14 protein-coding genes are annotated in these 19,538 nt (G+C 65.5%); 5 read left to right on the plus strand and 9 right to left on the minus strand.

Annotated features, from left to right (window positions below; all coding sequences use genetic code 11):
• Positions 1–13 precede the first annotated feature (13 nt).
• The 5 genes from ABC728_RS02125 (at position 14) to ABC728_RS02145 (ending at position 6,923) form a co-directional block, all read left to right on the plus strand.
• A complete protein-coding gene (locus ABC728_RS02125; protein WP_416619765.1) occupies positions 14–700 on the plus strand; it encodes a hypothetical protein in 687 nt (228 codons plus the stop codon).
• A 154-nt stretch (positions 701–854) separates the two neighbouring features.
• Positions 855–3,623 (plus strand): TonB-dependent receptor, encoded by a 2,769-nt coding sequence (locus tag ABC728_RS02130; RefSeq protein ID WP_416619766.1) that lies wholly within the window; start codon positions 855–857, stop codon positions 3,621–3,623.
• A complete protein-coding gene (locus ABC728_RS02135; protein WP_416619767.1) occupies positions 3,620–5,179 on the plus strand; it encodes a family 20 glycosylhydrolase in 1,560 nt (519 codons plus the stop codon). The genes ABC728_RS02130 and ABC728_RS02135 overlap by 4 nt, the downstream gene beginning before the upstream one ends.
• A 96-nt stretch (positions 5,180–5,275) precedes the next feature.
• Positions 5,276–6,163 (plus strand): 2-dehydro-3-deoxygalactonokinase, encoded by an 888-nt coding sequence (locus tag ABC728_RS02140; protein WP_416619768.1) that lies wholly within the window; start codon positions 5,276–5,278, stop codon positions 6,161–6,163.
• Between the two features lie 130 nt (positions 6,164–6,293).
• Complete coding sequence (locus ABC728_RS02145) at positions 6,294–6,923, plus strand: 2-dehydro-3-deoxy-6-phosphogalactonate aldolase (protein ID WP_416619769.1); 630 nt, start codon at positions 6,294–6,296, stop codon at positions 6,921–6,923.
• Between the two features lie 39 nt (positions 6,924–6,962).
• Here ABC728_RS02145 and ABC728_RS02150 read toward each other — a convergent pair whose 3' ends face one another.
• The 9 genes from ABC728_RS02150 to ABC728_RS02190 form a co-directional block, all read right to left on the minus strand.
• Complete coding sequence (locus ABC728_RS02150) at positions 6,963–9,344, minus strand: 2-hydroxyacyl-CoA dehydratase (RefSeq protein ID WP_416619770.1); 2,382 nt, start codon at positions 9,342–9,344, stop codon at positions 6,963–6,965.
• Positions 9,344–10,597 (minus strand): CaiB/BaiF CoA transferase family protein, encoded by a 1,254-nt coding sequence (locus tag ABC728_RS02155; protein ID WP_416619771.1) that lies wholly within the window; start codon positions 10,595–10,597, stop codon positions 9,344–9,346. The genes ABC728_RS02150 and ABC728_RS02155 overlap by 1 nt, the downstream gene beginning before the upstream one ends.
• A gap of 2 nt (positions 10,598–10,599) precedes the next feature.
• A complete protein-coding gene (locus ABC728_RS02160) occupies positions 10,600–11,793 on the minus strand; it encodes a CaiB/BaiF CoA transferase family protein (protein WP_416619772.1) in 1,194 nt (397 codons plus the stop codon).
• Positions 11,790–12,788, minus strand: coding sequence for a CoA transferase (locus tag ABC728_RS02165; protein WP_416619773.1), 999 nt, complete (start codon positions 12,786–12,788; stop codon positions 11,790–11,792). The genes ABC728_RS02160 and ABC728_RS02165 overlap by 4 nt, the downstream gene beginning before the upstream one ends.
• 5 nt (positions 12,789–12,793) lie before the next feature.
• On the minus strand, positions 12,794–14,002 hold the full coding sequence (locus tag ABC728_RS02170; protein ID WP_416619774.1) for a CaiB/BaiF CoA transferase family protein: 1,209 nt from the start codon (positions 14,000–14,002) through the stop codon (positions 12,794–12,796).
• A complete protein-coding gene (dctP, locus tag ABC728_RS02175; RefSeq protein WP_416619775.1) occupies positions 13,999–15,096 on the minus strand; it encodes a TRAP transporter substrate-binding protein DctP in 1,098 nt (365 codons plus the stop codon). The genes ABC728_RS02170 and dctP overlap by 4 nt, the downstream gene beginning before the upstream one ends.
• The gene (locus ABC728_RS02180) at positions 15,093–16,397 is read right to left on the minus strand and encodes a TRAP transporter large permease (RefSeq protein ID WP_416619776.1); all 1,305 of its coding nucleotides are present in this window, start codon (positions 16,395–16,397) and stop codon (positions 15,093–15,095) included. The genes dctP and ABC728_RS02180 overlap by 4 nt, the downstream gene beginning before the upstream one ends.
• Positions 16,387–16,845 carry a TRAP transporter small permease gene (locus tag ABC728_RS02185; protein WP_416619777.1) on the minus strand — a complete coding sequence of 153 codons (459 nt, stop codon included), beginning with the start codon at positions 16,843–16,845 and terminating at the stop codon, positions 16,387–16,389. The genes ABC728_RS02180 and ABC728_RS02185 overlap by 11 nt, the downstream gene beginning before the upstream one ends.
• 167 nt (positions 16,846–17,012) lie before the next feature.
• Positions 17,013–19,406 (minus strand): TonB-dependent receptor, encoded by a 2,394-nt coding sequence (locus ABC728_RS02190; protein WP_416619778.1) that lies wholly within the window; start codon positions 19,404–19,406, stop codon positions 17,013–17,015.
• Positions 19,407–19,538 lie beyond the last annotated feature (132 nt).

Here is a 19,538-nt window from a genome sequence, read left to right on the forward strand (position 1 = left end):
ATATCATACCGACATGATCATCTGCCCTGAATTCATTTTTCTGCATCTGCACAAGTCCGGCGGGACTTTTGCCAACCAACTGCTGCTGAAATGCGTGCCGGGCGCGCGGCGGGCGGGGTATCACCTGCCCTATGCGGAACTGCCGGTATCATACCGGCACCTGCCCGTGGCCGGCACCGTCCGCAATCCCTGGGACTATTACGTCTCCTGGTATTTCTTCCAGCGCCAGCAGGAACGGCCCAATGCCCTGTTCCTGACCTGCTCCGACAATGGCGCACTGGATTTCGCCGGGACCATCCGCAACCTGGTCACTTTGCATGAGGATCCGGCGCGGATAAGGGTGCTGGAGGCCGCGTTTCCGACGGAATTCATGCAACATGGACTGAACCTGACCAGCCGCTGTATCGCCGGTATCCGGGGCACCGGCCTGGGCTTCTACAGTTTTCTCTATCGCCGGCTTTATGCCGGCGCTGCTGCACCGCGGATCATCCCCACCGAACACCTGCGTAGCGGGTTGCGGGCACTGCTGGCCGGCCTGGCCGTGCCCGCGGAGCCGCTGGCGACGCTGTTCCTGGAGCAGGCACCGCCGATGAACACCAGCCGGCATGGTCCCTTCCGTGACTATTACAGCCCGGCGCTGCGCGATCTGGTGGGCCTGCATGAGCAGGCGGTGATCCTGGCCCATGATTATCGGTTCTGACTCCATGTAGTAACATTGATACAAAAATGATTGATTTGTGCGCTCAAAAATGTAACTTACCGACATCCGGTGCTTCCATGCGGGACTGAACCCGGGGAAGGCAGGAACGGGACACATAAGACGGCCGGCATCGACCGGCACGGGGGGTAGAGCGATGGAGCATTTCTTTAAGGGTCTTCCACGGCGTGGCCTGCTGCTGACGGGCGCATCGGTGCTGGCGCTGACGGGCTTCGCGCCGGTTGCGACTGCGCAGGAAACAGACAGTCAGTCCTATGTGCTGGAAGAGATCATCGTTACCGGCGTGCGCGCCAGCCTGAAAAGCGCCATCGACATGAAGCGCGCGTCGGACGCCATTGTCGATGGCATTTCGTCGGAGGATGTGGGCAAGTTCCCCGATGCCAATATCGCGGAAGCGCTGCAGCGCATCCCCGGCGTCTCTATCGACCGCTCGGGCGGCGAAGGGCGCTATGTCAGCATCAATGGTCTGGGGTCGGACTTCGCCAACGTCCTGTTCAATGGTCGTCCCATTGCCAGCGAGAATGCCGGCCGTTCCTTCAGCTTCGACACCGTGGCATCGGACCTGATCGGCAATGTCCTGGTCTACAAAAGCCAGCCCGCCAATGTGGCGGAGGGCGGGGTCGGCGGCACCGTCGATGTGGTGACCGCCAAGCCCTTCGATTTCAAGGGTTTTCAATTCGCCGGCAATGTTTCGGTGAATTACGAGGAGAACAGCGAAAAGGCCACGCCGCAGGTTTCCTTCGTCACCTCCAACCGCTTTCATGATGGTCGGCTGGGCATTCTGGCGTCGTTTGTGCATCAGGAGCGCAAGCAGCGCACCTATGATGTCCAGAACAGCGGCATGATCCACAACCTGTTCTTCGATGCCGACGCCTATGCCTATGTCTCCGACGACCGGGACGAGGCCTGGCGCATGCAGGATCTGACCCGGTCCGTGGTGGAGGAAGACCGCACCCGGACCGGCGGCACCCTGGCCGTGCAGTTCGAGGCGACGGAGAACCTGACGCTGAGCCTGGATTATCTCTATTCCCGCTTCAAGGTGGAGACGGAGATCAACAGCGCCAGCAACTGGTTCTGGGCTGTGCAGGACACCAACCGCAACGTCATCGATGCCAATGGTTCCTACACCACCTTCGACCATGGCATCGGCTATGACCTGACCGGCTATGCCTTCAACCTGACCCGCAAGAAGCGGCCGACGGTGACGCAACTGGGCGGGTTCAACGCAGCCTGGGAACCGTCGGACAGTTTCAAGGCCGTCTTCGACGCCTCCTATTCCACGGCGCGCAATGACAATCGCGGCCTGGATGAGAGCCAGACGCTGGAAATCCTGAATCAGCCTGGCTTCCTGGTGCATATGGATGGCGGGGTTCCCTGGTTCGAACAGAACGGCAATCTGGTCGACGAGGCGAACCAGCGGCTGCTACGCGCCCGTATCAACAAGAATAGCGGCGCCTATGTCGACGCCAGCACAGGCCAGGCCAAGCTGGACACAAGCTGGAAGGCGCTGGACAACCTGACCCTGGATATGGGGGCCGCCTATACCGAGGCGCGCAAGACCAACGAGAATTGGGAAACGCCGTTGCCCATCCAGCGCCTGTACCAGGCCAACGCCATGGGACAGGTGATCGACTATGACAGCATCGTCAGCGGCATCTATCGCGGTGGCAACAGGTTCGGCAACGACAAGCTGAACGCCGACATGTTCCGGATCGATGGCGAGGCCCTGCGCAGATGGATGGCCGACCCCGTCAACCTGGCCAACCGCACCCGCAATGCCGGGGCCGGCGGTCTGGCCGAATTCATCGCCAATGGCCGCAGTTGGAAGGCGGTGGAGACGGGCGACAGTTTCGAGATCAAGGAGAAGGTCACCTCCGGCTATGCCAGCGTGAAGCTGGATGACACGATCGGGTCCATGCCGATCAATGTCACGGCCGGCCTGCGCGTCTCCCATACCGAACTGACCTCGTCTGGCCGCATGCGGGTGCTGACCAACCTGGCCGTGCAGCCGGGCGACAATCCCGGTGTGCTGTACAAGGAATATGCCAGCGCCGACCTGACAGAGATCAGCGCCGACCACACTTATACCAACTGGCTGCCATCCTTGAACGTGAAGCTGGATGTTCACCCCGACATGGTGCTGCGCGGGGCTGTGTCGCGGACCATGACGCGGCCGACGCTGGAGGATCTGGCACCCCAGATTTCCTATGGCAGCACCTTTGTCGTGGCCCGCTACGCCACGGGCAGCAATCCGAACCTGAAGCCCTTCCTGTCGACCAATTTCGATGCCTCGGCCGAATGGTACTTCGCCGATACCGGCGCGCTGGCTTTGGGTTATTTCCGCAAGAAGGTTGACAATTTCATCGTCCAGGGCACGGCGGAGGAGGTCATATCCTCTGTGGCGAACCCGGCTTACCAGACCTTCATCGTCACCCGGCCGGTGAATGCGGAAAAGGCGACGATCGAGGGGGTCAACGCCTCCTTCACCTATGCCTTCGACATGGGCTTTGGCGTACAGGCCAACTATACCCATGTCACCAGCAACGCCACCCTGGACAAGGCACAGCCCAATGTCAGCTTTGCGCTGCCGGGGCTCAGCGACACGGCCAATCTGGTGGGCTTCTATGAACGGGGGCCGTTCTCGGCGCGCCTTGCCTATAACTGGCGGTCGGACTTCTTGGGCTCGCTGCTTTATAACGGCACGGGCGAACCGCAATATTTCGCGCCCTATCACCAGATCGATGCCCGCCTGGGCTATCAGGTGACAGAAAGCACGGCATTGACCGCCACGGCCGTGAACCTGACGGAGGAAAAGGTGAAAGCCTATGGCCGCTACAGCAACCAGTTCCTGGGCTATACCGACTATGGCCGCCGGTTCACCCTGATGCTGTCGGTGAAGCTGTGAGGGCGGCGTCGATCCTGCTGGCGGCAGCGCTCCTGACGACGGTGCCGGCCTGGGGGCAGCAGCCCCCGGCGCCGGCCGCCACGGCAACCCTGTCGGTCGATCATCTTCTGCCGCTGATGCAGGAATGGCGCGGCAGCGGCGGCACCCTGTCGCTGGCCGCGACATCCACCCTGGCGCTGGACCCCGCTGCCCCCGCCGACTGGACGGGGGAAGCGGAACTGCTGGCGACGGATCTGGCCAGGGTAACGGGCCGCCCCTGGCAGGTCGTGCGAAGGACGGCGCGAGACGGCGAGGTGGCCCTGCGCCCCGCTGCCGCCCCCCTGCAGGCGGAGGGGTATCGCCTGTCCGTCGATAAGAAGGTCACCGTGGAGGCATCGGCTGGGGCGGGCCTCTATTATGGCGGGCGCACCTTGCTGCAATGGCTGCTGACGGCACCCGATCCGGCCCAGGCGTTGCTGCCGCGCGGGATGGGCAGCGACCACCCCCAATATGGCACGCGCGTGGTCATGCTGGATTTGGGGCGCCGCTATTTCCAGATGCAGACCATCAAGGCCCTGATCGCCCGTATGGGCTTTTATAAGCTGAATACCCTGCATCTGCATTTCACCGACTGGCCGGCCTTCCGCCTGGACAGCCCGCGCTATCCCGGTCTGGCCCCGGCCGGCGCCTCCTACAACCGGGAGGATGTGAAGCAGATCGAGGCCTGGGCGGCCCAGCACCATATCACCATCGTGCCGGAGATCGACATCCCGGCCCATGCCGTGGCCCTGACCGATTACAAGCCTGAACTGGGTTTCAAATGTCCGTCCATGCGCTCGTCCCACTGGCTGCGGGAAGCCGCACCCGATATCGGGGACAAGGCCTGGACCATTGACATCACCAAGCCGGAAAATGCCGAATGGCTGAAGGGCCTGCTGGGGGAATTCATTCCCTGGTTCTCCGGCCCCTATTTCCATGTCGGCGGTGACGAATATCAGTATGACGTGGACAAGGAACGCTGCCCGGAACTGATGGAAGCAACGAAGCGCATGGGCCTGAAATATCCGGGCGATGTTTTCATCAACTGGATCAATCAGTCCAACCAGGTGGTGAAGGCCCACGGCAAGCGCACCATGATCTGGAGCTGGTGGGGTTTCAAGGATGACAAGACCTCCACCCTGCCGGATCGCGACATCATCGTGGAGGTCTGGAACCAGGATATGGAGGCCCAGATCAAGAAAGACGGCTTTGATGTCATCCTGACGCCGGAAGACACGATGTATGTGACCCCGTGGGAAGATATCGACCGTAACAGCAATTACGGCCTGTTCGACCTGGAGAAGGTCCATGAGCATTATCCCCATGATACCTCGCCGCAGGTGCTGGGCTATGCCCTGGCCATCTGGGCGGACCGGGCGGAACGGCACACGGACAATTACTTCCTGAGCCGGGCAGAGGAACCGATGCTGGTCATGGCCGAACGGCTGTGGACCGGTCCGGCCCGGGGCAGCGTCTGGGACCTGATGCGCCGCGCCGACCGCATCGACGCGGCCCGGCGCGGGCTGGCGGAACGGTAATAGCCTGTTCCACTGACCCTGCCGGTCGCTGCCGAACCGGATGCGGATGAGTGAAGCTGACCAGCATCCGGTTTGACCCTTCAAGGTTCCATTATCATGAGCAAACCCGCCTTCCTCGGCATCGATTGGGGAACCACGAACCGGCGCGTCCATGTGTTGGGTGCCGATGGTTTCCTGCTGACAACGCAGGCTGACGACAAGGGCGTGCTGTCCCTGACCCGCGACCAGTTCCCGGCGGAAATCGCGGCCTTGCGCGCCCGGTTTGGTGACCTGACCGTCATCGCGGCCGGCATGGTGGGGTCGGCGCGGGGCTGGGTGGAGGTGCCCTATCTTCCCTGTCCCGTCACGTTGGGCGAGCTGGCCGGCCGGCTATGCTGGGTGGAGCCGGGGCGCACGGCCATCGTGCCCGGTGTGGCGATTGCCGATCCGCTGCGGCCGGAGGTGATGCGGGGCGAGGAGGTGCAGATCCTGGGCGCCGTCCAGGCCGGGTTGGTGCCACCCGATGCCCTGCTGTGCCAGCCAGGTACGCACAGCAAATGGGCAACCCTGTCCGGTGGCACGCTTACCGGCTTTCGTACCGCGATGACGGGGGAACTGTTCGCGTTGCTGCGCCGGCATAGCCTGTTGTCGGGCCTGCTGGACGGGCCGGTTGAACCGGGGCCTGATTTCGATGCCGGACTGGCGCTGGCAATGCAGGGCGCGCCGCTGGGCCGGCTGTTCGGGGAACGGGCCGCGGCCCTGCTGGGCCTGCGCGATCCGGCGTCGGTGGCGGCGCGGGTCAGCGGGCTGCTGATCGGCGGCGATGTCGCGGAACAGGGGCTCGCTCCCGGTCAGCCCGTGCATCTGCTGGCCGATGGGATGCTGGCCCGGCTCTACGCGACCGCCATCGGTGCGGCGGGTGGAACCGTCCATCCGGTCTCCAGTCAGGCCGCCTTTCTGGCCGGCATCATACGTATCTGCCTTCATCAGAACCTATGGTCCTGATGAAGGCATCCCTCATGCGCCGGTGCCGCCATCCGGCGGCTGGGCTTGCGCGCGCATGGGCGCGCCAACCATGTTGCGATGAGTTCAACTCACCGCAACATGGTATTACATCCATCTGGAGCACGATCCGATGATTGCGCTTGAAACACTGACCCGAGCCCTGAACGAATGCCCCCTGGTCGCCATTCTGCGCGGTATCACCCCGGATGAGGTGGAGAGGGTGGGGGAGGTGCTGGCCGAGGCGGGATTCGTGATGATCGAAGTGCCGCTGAACTCCCCCGATCCGCTGCGCAGCATTGAGAGGCTGGCCCGCACCCTGGGGGACCGGGTGCTGATCGGGGCGGGCACCGTGCTGAACAGGGCGCAGGTGGCGGCGGTACATAGTGCCGGTGGGCGGCTGGTCGTGTCCCCCAACGCCGATGCCGACGTGATCCGGGCCAGCGTGGCGGCTGGCATGGTGTCGTTGCCGGGTTTCCTGACCCCGTCGGAGGCCATGCTGGCTATCGCGGCCGGTGCCACGGGGCTGAAGCTGTTCCCGGCGGAGGTGGCATCGCCCCGCTTCCTCGCTGCCCAAAGGGCTGTGCTGCCAACGCAGGTGCCGGTACTGGCCGTGGGCGGCATAACACCGGAGACCCTGCATGAATGGCGTCCCATGGCCGATGGCTTCGGCCTGGGCTCCGCCCTCTACCGCCCGGGCATGGATGGGGCGGCCGTGCGGGCGGCCGCCCTGCGGTTCACGGCGCGACTTCGGAGACCTTGATTTGATGTCGCGGGGCGATGGGAGGGCCGCTGCGCTGCTTCACATATTGTGCGCTCCTGGTCCCACCGTCTCGATGAAGCGGGTGACCGCCGCATCCACGCCGGCCGCATCGGCGCTTTCCTGGTTATAATTATCCAGGTCCAGGCGCAGCACGGGGATGCCCGCTTCCTCCAGCGCCCGCAGCACGAACGGGTCGGCATCGGTCAATGCCACGGCCCCCTGGACGCCATGCAGGCGGGCATCACGCACGTGCCAGGCACCGGCCCAGGTGGGCATGCGCAGTTCGTCGCCCATGGTGACGAAACGCGCGGCGAGTGCCCGCATCGGGTCGCGCCCCCGGTCGTGATGGCGGATATAGCCATCGGCGGCAAGCGACAGATACATGGAGCAGACGAAGACCGCGCCATGGCTTTCCTCCCAGCGCTGGTAGAAGCCCATATCGCTCCACAGGCCGCGACCTACCCACATCAGGCGGACGCGCTCCTTCGCGCAGGCAGCATCCCCCGCCGCGGCACGGGCTGCCACCTCCTCATAAAGCGCCTTGGCGGCATCGCGGGCCCAGACGGAGCCGCGATGCCATTGCGGCACCATGGTGGCCGGCATCGTATCCACAATGCTGACGGGGGCGGGATATGTCGCGGCGATCAGGTCGCGGGTACGGCGATACCATTCCTCCTGCTCATTCACCAGATCCATCACTTCGGCGAAACGCTCCGGATCAAGATGTTTGCCCGTCGCCGCTTCCAGCCGCGCGACATGGGCCCGCAATTCCCCTTCCATCAGGTCCAGTCGCTCGGGCTCCAGATGCTGGTCCCAGTCGCCGGGCAGATCGTCCCACCAGTCGGTGGGGAGCTGCCAGCGGCTGTCGAAACTGCGCTGGTAGAGATAAAGGTCGGCCCCCGTCTCCATTGCCCACTGGCGGAAAAGGCGGGGGGTGGCGTCGGTGCCGGTCACGGCGGCCAGGAAATCCGGTTTCGGCAACCCGCCCCAGGGGGCATTCTCCGCATCCTCATCGAATGCGGCGGCCAGCCCTTGGGCGCTGTAGGCTTCCACATCGGCCGGATAATCCCGGTCGCGCAGCAGGCGGAAATAGCGGCCGGATTGCTGTTTCGCGGCCACGATGGACGCCCACCATTGGTTCACGACAAAGGGAATGTCCATGGCGCGCAGGATTTCCTGCGGTGCATTGGCATTGACCACGGCCAGCGGCGCGCCGGCCGCCACCTGTGCCCGCAGGCCCGCGAACCAGTCGCGCTGGAACTGCCCGAAACTGGCGACGGCGGACAGCGATTTGCGGCTGCGCGTCGGCGGCTTCAACGCTGCCCGGCCACCGCCGGCACGGGCGGGGGAGGGGGGTGGCTTTGGGGCCGGCGGTGCCGGCGGGGCCGTGGGATCGGCCAGGAAAGGGGCGAGCGTCGGGGGCATCTCACCATTGCCGTTCCAGGTCACGGCCAGGAAGGGCAGGCCGGCGGCGGCGCAGGCGGTCCGCAGCGGCTTCGTATCCCAGGGCGCCGCCTCGTCACCGGGGCGCAGGGCATGGAGCAGGGCGGCGGCACCGGCGCCTTTGGCCATGGTGATGATGGCGGCGGGATCGTCTTGGGTCCGGCGGGCCAGGGGGGCTTGCATGTCGCACCAGGGCCGCCCCCAATCCTGTCCCTCGCCCACCACAAGCGCGCCGGCCGCTTCCAGCCCGTCATACGTGCGGAAATCTTCCTGCGTGCTGCCGGTCAGGAACAGGGGCAATGCTGTAGGCACCACAGGCGGGGGATCAGCCAGCAGGGCCGACAGGGATGCTTCAACCTGTTCCGGCGGCAGGATGGCGGCGGCGGCCACGATCCTTGCCGCTTCGGCCCCCGTCAGCCGGCCTGCTGATCGCAGGTCCACCGCCTGGGCCAGCAGGGTGCGTAACCGGGCCTCGTCTGCTTCTGCCTGGGCCACATCACCCAAAGGTGCGCGGATATCGGCCAGCCAGTTCTGCGCCTGCGCCAGACGGTGGGCATTGTACCGCGCCACCGTTTCCCCCTCGCCATAGAGACGATCCAGGAAATGCACCGGCCCTAGCCGGTCACCCGCCTGTCGCGCCAGTTCGCGCAGGGCGGCGAAGACCTGGGGCTGTTCATTGTCGGCGCTGGTGATCAGGATCGGGTCGGGTTTGGCGTTGGCCCCCACCACCTGTTCCAGCAGCGACTTGCCCCGCACCGACAGGCCGGCGCCGCCCATCAGCGCGTCCATCATCGGCGTCGGGTCCGTTGTGGGAACCAGCCGCACGGGCAGCAGGCCTGCCGCACGCACAAGGGCGCGGGGGGCATCCACACCCAGCAGGCGAATGGGCCGAAACCCTTGGCTCCGCAGCGTTTCCAGCGTTCCGGCGGGATCGTCGGCGGCGGCCAGCAGCGGTGCCAGGGCGGGATGGCGGGCCATCAGATCACCCCTTGCTGCTTCAGGCGCTGCAACTGCTCGGGCGTGTAGCCGGTCAGGCGTTCATAGACATCGCTATTATGTTCGCCGATGGCCACCGGCAAGACGGGGTCGAAGCCGGTGCGCGCGCCGGAGAACAGGATGGGGATGCCCGCCGTGCGCAGGTCGATGTCAGAACTGTAGCTGGGATGGGCGATGGGCATCGTCTCGTTGCGGGTCATCACGCGCGGATCGACCAGCGCATCCTCCGGATGGCGCACAGGCGCCACGGGAACGCCCTCTGCCTCCAGGGCTGCCACCACCTCTGCCACCGGCAATGCCCGTGACCAGCCATTGATCCGCGCTTCCAGTTCGGTCGCGTTGGCGACGCGGGCGTCGCGGGTGGCGAATTGCGGATGCTGGAGCAGTTCCACCTGCCCCATGGCGCGGAACAGGCCGGCGGCCAGCTTGTCATGCACCGCCACCAGGGCGATGTAACCGTCCGCGCATTCAAACACGCCGAAGGGGGACAGGCGCTGTACCGTCAGGCCGGTACGCGACGGCATGCCGGCGGCGGCCATGGCCGACCAGTTCTCGATGGCGACGAACGACGTCAGCGCCCCCAGCATCGACACGTCGATATGCTGGCCCTCACCGGTCCGGTGCCTTTGTTCCAGTGCGGCCAGAATGCCGATCACGGCGAAGACGGGGGCCAGCATGTCGGCCATGGGCACCCCCATGCGCACCGGCGGTTCCCCCGGCGCACCCGACGTGTACATGGCGCCCGACAGGGCCTGGATGATCACATCCATGGCCTTGCCGCCTTCCGACCCGTTGGCCCCGAAACCGGACAGGGAGCAATAGATCACGCGCGGATTGGCGGCCTTGGCGGCGTCATAGCCCACGCCCAGCCGGTCGGCGGTGCCGCTGGTGAAATTCTCCACCACGATATCGCAGCCCTTCACCAGATCGGCAAAGACGGCCTTGGCGTCGGGGTGCTTCAGGTTCAGGCTGATGCCATGCTTGCCGCGCGCGCGGGTCAGGTGGGAGATGGAGATATCGTCCGCGTGCCGGCGTTCCACCACCACCCCGTCACGCCCCACATAGGGGCTGTTCTCCCGTGCCAGATCGCCGCCGACCGGGTCTTCCAGCTTGATCACCTCCGCCCCCAGCCCCGCCAGCAGCAGGGTGGCATAAGGGCCCGCCAAAGCGCGGGTCAGGTCCAGGACGCGCAATCCTTCCAGGGGGCGCTGCTGGCTGTTGTCGGTGCTGCTCATGCTCATGATCCTTGACGGGCGGACAGGGCGCCCTTGTCGCGCAGGGACTGGATGTCGGTTGGGGAAAGGCCGATGCCGGCCAGAATGGTGTCGCTGTCGCCGCCCGCCGGGGCCGCCGGTCGCGGCGGGGCGGCGGGCGTGTCGGACAGGCGGATGGGCAGGCCGATATGCGGGGCGGTGCCGCCACCCGGCAGCGGCACGTCAAACACCATGCGGCGCGCCCGGTTGTGCGGGTCGGACAGGGCGGCGGGCAGGTCATGCACGGGTGCGAATTGCGTATCCGCCGCCGCCAATATGTCCAGCCATTCGGCCAGGGTCTTGCTGCGGAAGATACCGGCCAGTGTGTCGGCGATTTCCGTCCGGCGGCTGACATCCATCTGCAAGCCGGCGAAATCCGGACGCCCTACGGCAACGCAGAAACGCTGCCAGTAGCGGGGTTCCATGTCGGTGGTGGTGATGAAACGTCCATCCGCCGTTTCCCAGATGCCGCTGTCGGCCCGTCGCTTGCCGCGTCCGGGTGCTTTCGACAGGTCGGGATTGCGGGAAAGGGTGCTGGCGATCAGGGCCAGCGAGGCGTCGGACATGGCGACATCGACATGCTGGCCCCGGCCCGTTACGCCCCGTGCAATGATGGCGGACAGGATGCCGATGACGGCGTTCGATCCGCTCAACAGATCGGCTACGGGCACGCCGGGGAAGCTGGGTTTGGCCGGGTCCTCCCCGATGCGGGACAGGGCGCCGGCGATGGCGAGTGCCACCGGATCATGCCCCGGCTTGTCCCGGTAGGGCCCCGTCTGTCCGCACAGCGTGACCGAGGCGTAGACCAGCCGTGGGTTGAGATCCAGCATGGCGGCGGCACCATAGCCCATGCTGTCCATCACGCCGGGCCGGTAATCCTCCACCAAAATGTCGGCCTTGGCCACCAGCGCCGCAATCACGGGGCGGGCGTCTGCGTGACCGGGATCAATGACCAGGCTGCGCTTGTTGCGGGCATAGATGTCACGGGCGCGCAAGTCCGCGCGGGCATCATCATCCAGCTTGTCCCAGCCGAACACCTGCGCCTGTTTGGCCAGTTCGCGCGGGTTTTCCACCCGGATGATATCGGCGCCCAGATTGCCCAGCATCCAGGTGCAATAGGGGCCGGGCAGGAACTTGGAAAAATCGACCACATTCAGGCCGGAAAGCGGGCCGTTCATCGCGCATCCTCCCGGCTGGTCCGGAACAGGGGGCCGGGCACGCGGAGGGTGCGGCCCGACACGGGATCGGCAAAGTCGGTGAAGGCGCTGCGTGCCGCGTGATGCGCGCTGTTCAGCACATCATCCGGTTCATCAATGGCAGACAGGCCCATGCCATGGCGGTTGGACTGGTCGGCCAGGAAGGCGCGGGTTTTGGTGGCGAAGAACGCCCCCACCACCTTCTCCCATTCCTTCAGCGTTTCCTGCGGCAGATCGGCGACCAGGATGCTCTCCCACTCCACCCCGGCCAGCGGCCCCGCCATGTCATCGGCCTGCATCAGGGCGACCATGGCACGCATCATGCCGGGATTGTCGACCAGGGCCCAGGTGACCCAGCCATCGGCCACCTTCCAGACCTGATTGACACCCGACTTCCCGCGCACCAGCAGATTGCCCTGCCGCCCGCCGACCTTGCCGGCCCAATCCCACATCACCGGCTCGCGGTAATTGGCCAGCACGGCAGATTGATAGGCCGACACGGTGACGCGCTGTCCCTTGTCCTGGCGGGCATGCAGCGCTGTCAATGCGCCGATCACCGCCTGGATGGCGCCCAGCGCATAGGCTTGCTGCCCCGGCAGGCGCAGCGGTTCCCGGTCCGGATCGCCGCCGATATGCAGCAGGCCCGACCGCGCCATCAAGGTCAGGTCGGTGGCCGGGCGGTCCGTACAGGCAAAGGGCGTCAGCAGCACATCGATCAGGTGCGGATAATCCGCCGGCGCCACACCCGGCAGCGGCCCATTGCGCAGCAGGATGTCGGCACCCGACAGCAGGGAAGGCAGGTCGCCATCGTCCAGCGCCACGCAACGCTTGTCCCGGTTCCACACCGGATCGGCCTTCTCGCCCTCCGCGGGGACCAGCCTTGTCACGGAGGCACCTAATTGCGCCAGCATATGGCCGGCCAGCGCGCCCAGTTCGCCCGTGGCGTCGATGATGGTCAGATGGTTCAGCATCATCATTCCCCTCACGCCAGCGCGCCGGCGGCGGTCAGTTCGTCGACCACGCCTGGGTCCATGCCCAGCAGGTCGACAAAGACGGCGCGGTTATCGCCACCCAGCAAGGGCGGCGGGCCGACATGGATGGCGGCATCGGAAAAGCGCAGCGGCGGTCCCGGCATCTCGCAATCGCCCAGCCTGTCATGCTGAATGCGATGGTAATGGCCGGCGCGTTCCAGTTCGGCGTCGGTGAACACGTCGCGCCCGTCATTCACGGCTTCCGCCGGCACCCCGGCGGCGCACAGGCGGTCGGCCAGCCGGTGCTTGTCCTGTGTCCGGGTCCAGGCGGCCAGGAGCGCGCGCAGGTCCGCCGCATGGGCCTTGCGTCCTTCAAGCGTGGCAAAACGTTGATCATCAATTCCCGCCAGCCCGGCCAAAACCTGCCAGTCCGCATCGTCCCGCGCGGCGATGGCGCACCATTGGTCGGGACCGCGGCAGGGGAACAGGCCGTGCGGTTCCATGCGCGGATCATCATTGCCGCGGCGCGGCTCGATCCCGCGCTGCCCGTCGGCCAGACAGTCGGACGTGACCAGCATCATCGGTTCCACCTGCGACACGTCCAGATGCTGGCCCTCGCCCGTCACCCGCCGATGTTCCAGCGCCGCCAGAACCGCCACTGTCGCCATCATCGGCGCCACCACGTCGCCATAGGCAAAGGGCGCCATGTGCGGCCCCCGGTCGGGCCAGCCGGACAGGGCGGCGAAACCGGATAGGGCAGCAGCCGAATTGCCATAGCCGCGCAGGTCGGACAGGGGGCCGGTGCGCCCGGTGACGCTGACCGACAGCAGGATGATGTCCGGCTTGATGGCTTTCAGGGTGTCCCAGGACAGGCCGATCCGGTCCATGTAGCCCTTGCCGAAATTCTCCACCACCACATCGGCCCAGGCGACCAGCTTTTTGGCCACCTCAATCCCGCGCGGGTCGTTCAGGTTGATGGTGACACCCTGCTTGCCGGTATTGGTGATGGCGAAGAAGGCGGATGCGTCATGGTGGCGCTTTCCATCCTTGAAGGGCGGGGACAGGCGGCCAAGGTCCAGGCGCTTGGCACTTTCGACCTTGATGATTGTGGCGCCGTAATCGGCCAGATCCTTGGTGGCGCGGGGGCCCGCGCCCACCCAACTGAAATCGGCGATGCGCAGCCCGGCCAGGGGGGCTTGCGGGGGGTTTTCGCGTGTCATGGCGACACCTCCGCCTGTTGCGGGTTTTCGGGGCCGAAACAGGCCGGGGTTTCCCCCCGCGCCCGTGCGGCGATCAGGTCCTGGGCATGGGTCAGGATCGGGTGCCCATCGACGTCGAAATGCGCCAGCTCGTCGGCGATGCGGCGGGCGTTCTCGGCGTAAAGGCTGCGGAACCGTTCCTGGTCCGCCGGCGGCAGGGCCATGATCATGCGCATGCCCAGATCCGCGCCCTTTTCCAACCCGCGCTCCTCAGCAACCAGGATCTGGCGGGCCAGGGCCGCTTCCCAGATCGGCTGCGTTTCCACCATCACCTGACGCAATTCCGGCGTCAGGCGCTGCCAGGCCTTGTCGGACATGGCACGCGCCGGATAGGCGCCGCGGTCGAAATGCAATGCCGTGAAATAAGGCGCCACTTCCCCGAAATGCAGCGATGTGATCGTGTCTGCCGGGGCCACGACCCCGTCGATCACACCCTTGGCCAGGGCGGAATAAACCTCTCCCATCGGCATATTGACGGGATCGGCGCCCAGGTCGCGCAGCATGCCCAGTGCCTCGGTCTGGGCCCGCAGGCGCAGGCCGCGCAAATCCTCCAGCGTTTCAATCGGCTTGTGCCGCGTCAGCACGCCGGGGAAATTGCCGCCCTGTACCGCCAGCACATGCAGCCCTTCCAACTCCTTACCGAAGACGGGGAAGGCGGCTTCCAGGCATTTATAGATGGCGACCTGATCAGGCAGATCCTTGATGTCGCCATAGAAACCGGCCTGCCCGCGCAGGGCATGCGCCCCGCCCCTGGCATAGATGGGCGTGATCAGGCCGATATCGGCCACGCCATGGCGGATTTCCACCATGCTCTGGTCGGAGGAGATCAGCGATCCCGACCAGAAGGGTTTGATCACCAGCTTGCCGCCGGATTTCGCCGTCACTGCCTTCATCCACTCCTGATCGGCCCTGCTGAACGGGTGGGTGGGCGGATAGGGGCTGGCATAGGACAGGATGACGGCGCCGGGCGCCGGTTCTTCCTTGCCGCCACAGGCGGACAGGGCAATCAGGGCGCAGGCGGCGAGAAGATGTTTCAGATACTTGCCCATCATCATGCCCCCAGCACGGATGGCAGCCACAGCGTCACCGCCGGGAAGGCAATGATGACCGCCAGATGCACGAAATCGATGGCCAGGAAGGGCACGATGCCCCGGAAGATGGTGCCCAGCGGGATATCCTTGGCGATGCCATGGATGACGTAGCAGTTCAGCCCCAGCGGCGGATGCACGAAGCCGATTTCCATGGTGCGCACCAGGAAGATGCCGAACCAGATGGGCGACAGGCCCAGTTCAACGATGATGGGCAGGAAGATGGGCGCCGTCAGCAGCATCAGCGCCAGCCCGTCCAGGAACGATCCTAGCACCAGCAGCAGCAGGGCGATCACCAGCACCGCCACCATCGGGCCGGCCCCCAGATCGGTCACCAGGGCCGACATGTGGCCGGTAATGCCGGTCAGGCTGACGAAAGTGGAAAACAGGATGGCGCCGATGATGACGACATAGATCATGCCCGTGGTGCGCAGCGTGTCCGCCAGCGCCTTGGTCATGGCGGCGCGCGTCAGCGCCCCCCGGATGGCACAGAGCAGGAAGGAACCGACAGCCCCCACCGATGCGGCCTCCGTTGGGGTGAACCAGCCGACCATCAGGCCGCCGACCACGAACATGACCAGCGCCAGGATATCGATGATCCGCCGCAGTGCCGGCAGCCGGTCCCGCCACGGCACCCGCGCCGTCTTCGGTCCCAGTTCGGGCCAGATGCGGCACAGGATATAGATGCCGACCATGTAGAACAGGGCCTGGCTCAGCCCCGGTATCACGGCGGCGGCGAACAGGCGACCGATGGATTGTTCGGCGATGATGCCGAACACGATCAAGGCACCGGATGGCGGGATCAACGCGCCCAAGGTGCCCCCGGCAGCCAGCGCCCCGGTCGCGAAGGCGGGGGAGTAGTTGTGCTTGCGCATCTCCGGCAAGGCCACGGAACCGATGGTGGCGGCGGTGGCGAGGCTGGAGCCGCTGATGGCGCCGAACCCGGCACAGCCGGCGATGGAGGCCAGCGCCAGCCCGCCCGGCCGGTGGCCGATGAAGCGCGCGGCGACATCGAAGAAATCCCGGCTGGCACCAGCCGCAAAGCATAGATGCGCCATCAGCAGGAACAGGGGCAGCACGCCCAGTTCATATTTTGCGATGGTCTCAAACGCCACCACGCCGGCCTTGATCATGGCCGCTTCCGGTGTGACCAGGATGGCGATGCCCCCGGCCCCCACCGCGGCCAGGGCGACGCCGATGGGCAGCCCCAGGGTCAGCATGATCAAAAGAACGAGGACGCCCGCGGCACCCCAGAGTTCAGGCGTCATGGCCGGGCTCCGTCGGTTGGGTCAGGGCGCGCCACAGGAACAGGCCGGCGATCAGCAGGCAGGAGCCGATCCAGACCAGCCGCAGCCAGCGCAGGGGAAGGCCCAGGATCTCCGTCACTTCGAACCCCGCCCACAGATCGGCCGCAACCCAGGCGGACCCGGCGGCCAGGAACAGGAAGAACAGGCAGGAGATGAGGTCGGCGCCGTGGTCCATGCGCCGGTGCCAGAGGGTGCCCAGCCGCTCGATCAGGATATGAACGCGGGCATGGGCGCCGGACAGGGTGGCGCCGACCATCGCGGCCGAGGCCGCCAGCACCACGCTGGCCTGCACAATCTCAATCGCGCCCAGGAAGGTGAAGCCGACATGCCGGCCCAGCACGGCGATGGCATCGGCGGACATGGCGACCAGCAGACCTGCCGACCCCAGAAGGAAGGAAATCCGGGTCATAAGACCGCCCTTGGCTGGCGGTGGTTTGTCAAAGCGTTGTGCCAAGATGCCTCCCGTTGGTCTTTTCTTCGGCCCCACTTCCGTCATCCCCGCTTTCGCGGGGATGACGGTCGAAACCAAATCAAACCGGCTCCACTCACCAGATACGTTCTAACCGGATGACACCCTCAGAATGTCACCCGCACCCCGCCATAGGTCATGCGCGGCGCTTTGTAGGTGACCATCTGATTGCCATTGGCGGGCGACGCCACGCCATTGGCAATCACGGCCTTGTTGGTGATGTTGCTCATCGCCACGAACAGTTCCCAGCCGCCCGAGGCCGGCACGAAGGTGATGCGGCCATCGAATACATCATAGGCGCCCTGGGCCACGGCTTCGGTATTGTCGATATCGATGTAATAGCTGCTGGAATGGCGCCAGTCGCCGCGCAGGCGCAGGGCGGCACCGTCCGCCGAAACCGGCACCTCATAGCTCAGGCCCAGATTGGCGGTGAATTTCGGAACGAACGGCAGTTCATTATCCAACGTCAGCAGGACGGTGCCGGGCGTTGCCTGCTGCGGCAGCAGGGAGGTGAACTTGAAATCGGTATAGCCAAGGCCCGCCTGCAGGGTCAGGCCTTCGGCCAGCAGGGCCGTGGCTTCGGCTTCCAGCCCCTTGATCTCGCCATCACCGCCATTGGTTTCCAGGCGAATGAAGGCGCCCGTGGCATCGGTGGTGTTGCGGGTGATCTGGATGTCGTCATACTCGCTGAAATAGGCGGCCAGGTTCAGGCGCAGGCGACGGTCGAAGAAATCACCCTTGAAGCCGGCCTCGTAGGCGGTCAGCTTTTCCGGGTCGAATGTGTTGAACAGGTCGGCGCGGGTGGGGCGGCCATTGACGCCGCCGGCCTTGAAGCCCTTGGACCAGGAGACATAGGCCATCATGTTGCGGTCGAGCTTGTATTCAGCGCCCAGCTTGGGCGTGAACACGTCCCAGGTGTCGCCTGCCCTGACATTGTTGAAGCTGACCAGATTGTTCTGCGAGGGCCGCACCTCGTAGTACCGGAAATCCTTCTTCTCCTTGCTCATCCGCGCGCCGGCCGTCAGGCTGAGCGCGTCGGTGACCTTATAGCCGGCATGGGCGAAAGCGGCATAGGAGGAGCCATCCAGCCAGCGATTGCCCAGGCGGGCCTGATCATAGCGCAGGTTGTTGGGATTATTGGCGCCACCCAGGCAGGAGGCGGGGCCGGTGCCGCTGGCCGGGCAGACCGAGGCCGCCACGCCCGGCGGGGCGATGGAACGGTTGGGGGCGGCCCGCAGGGCATCGACCAGACCGACAAGCTGGCGCGAGGACTGCGTATCGGTGGCCTTTTCCTCGAAATACCACAACCCGACCAGCCAGTTCAGCCGGTCGTCGAACGCAGTGCCGCTGAACTGGAATTCCTGGCTGAACTGATGCTGCTGCACGCTGATGCCGGCCGATGCCACGATGTCGGCGGGGGTGCCGTCAGCGTCCGCCTTGCTGCGCACATCCAGGTCGCGATAGGCGGTGATGGATTTCACATTCACCGCCCCGGGGCTCCAGTTCACGACGCCGGACACGCCCCAGACATCGGAATTGGCGTAGGAGGTGGAGGTCGAATAGGTGGTCCAGGGCTTGGGCGCCACCCAGCGATTGTCATAGACCATGCCCTGCGGGGCCAGGACGACGCGATTATACAGCTCGATATTGGGCGCGCTGGCGGCGTCGTTGAAAATGGCGACGGCCTGATAGTCGGTCGCGGCCTGACGCTCGCGGGTGATGTCGCCCGACAGGGTGATGGACAGCGTGTCGGTGGGCGTCCAGGCCAGCGTGGCGCGGCCGCTGCGCACATTCACGTCGTTGCCGTTGCGCTGGCTGCCATCGGCCGACGGCAGCAGCCGCTTGTAATAGCCGTCCTGATCGCGCGACAGGGCGCTGACGCGCAGGGCCAGTGTGTCTTCCACCAGCGGCACGCTGACAGAGCCGCCGACATCCAGCCGTCCGTAATTGCCGATGCGCATTTCGGCCACGCCGCCGAAATCATCCGACGGTGCCTGGGTGGTGATGTTGAGCGCACCGCCCGACGTGTTCTTGCCGAACAGCGTGCCCTGGGGCCCGCGCAGCACCTCCACCCGTTCGATATCCAGCAGTTCCAGTACGGCACCCGGCGCACGGGCCAGATAGACGCCATCGATATAGATGCCGACGGCCGGGTCCTTGGTGATGATGAAATCCGGCTGGCCCACGCCGCGGATGAACAACTGGGCGAAATTGCTGCCGCCGGAGCCGTTGCCGGAGGTCGTCATCTGAAAGTTCGGGGTGGATTCCGCCACGCCCCGCAGATCGACGACACCCTTCTCCCGCAGGTCTTCTGCCGTCAGCGCCGTGATGGCGATGGGCGTGTCCTGCAGGTTCGTGGACCGGCGCTCGGCCGTCACGATGATCTCTTCAAGCTGGATGGGAGACGGTGCCGGCTGGGCCTGGGCCAAGGCGGGCAGGGCATAAAGACCGACGGCCAGCGCAACAGGCGCGGCGCCGCGAGGCGTCCACTTCTGGAACATTTCATCCTCCCTGGATGTACGGGTGGGGTTGTTTGCCCCTGCGAAGGCTCTCTCGCCTTTCGTTATCGTTCATAACATATATAGTTGATGATCACAACTATCTAAATTCGCGAATGCGATCCCGGAGAACGG

Source organism: Niveispirillum fermenti (assembly GCF_052474395.1).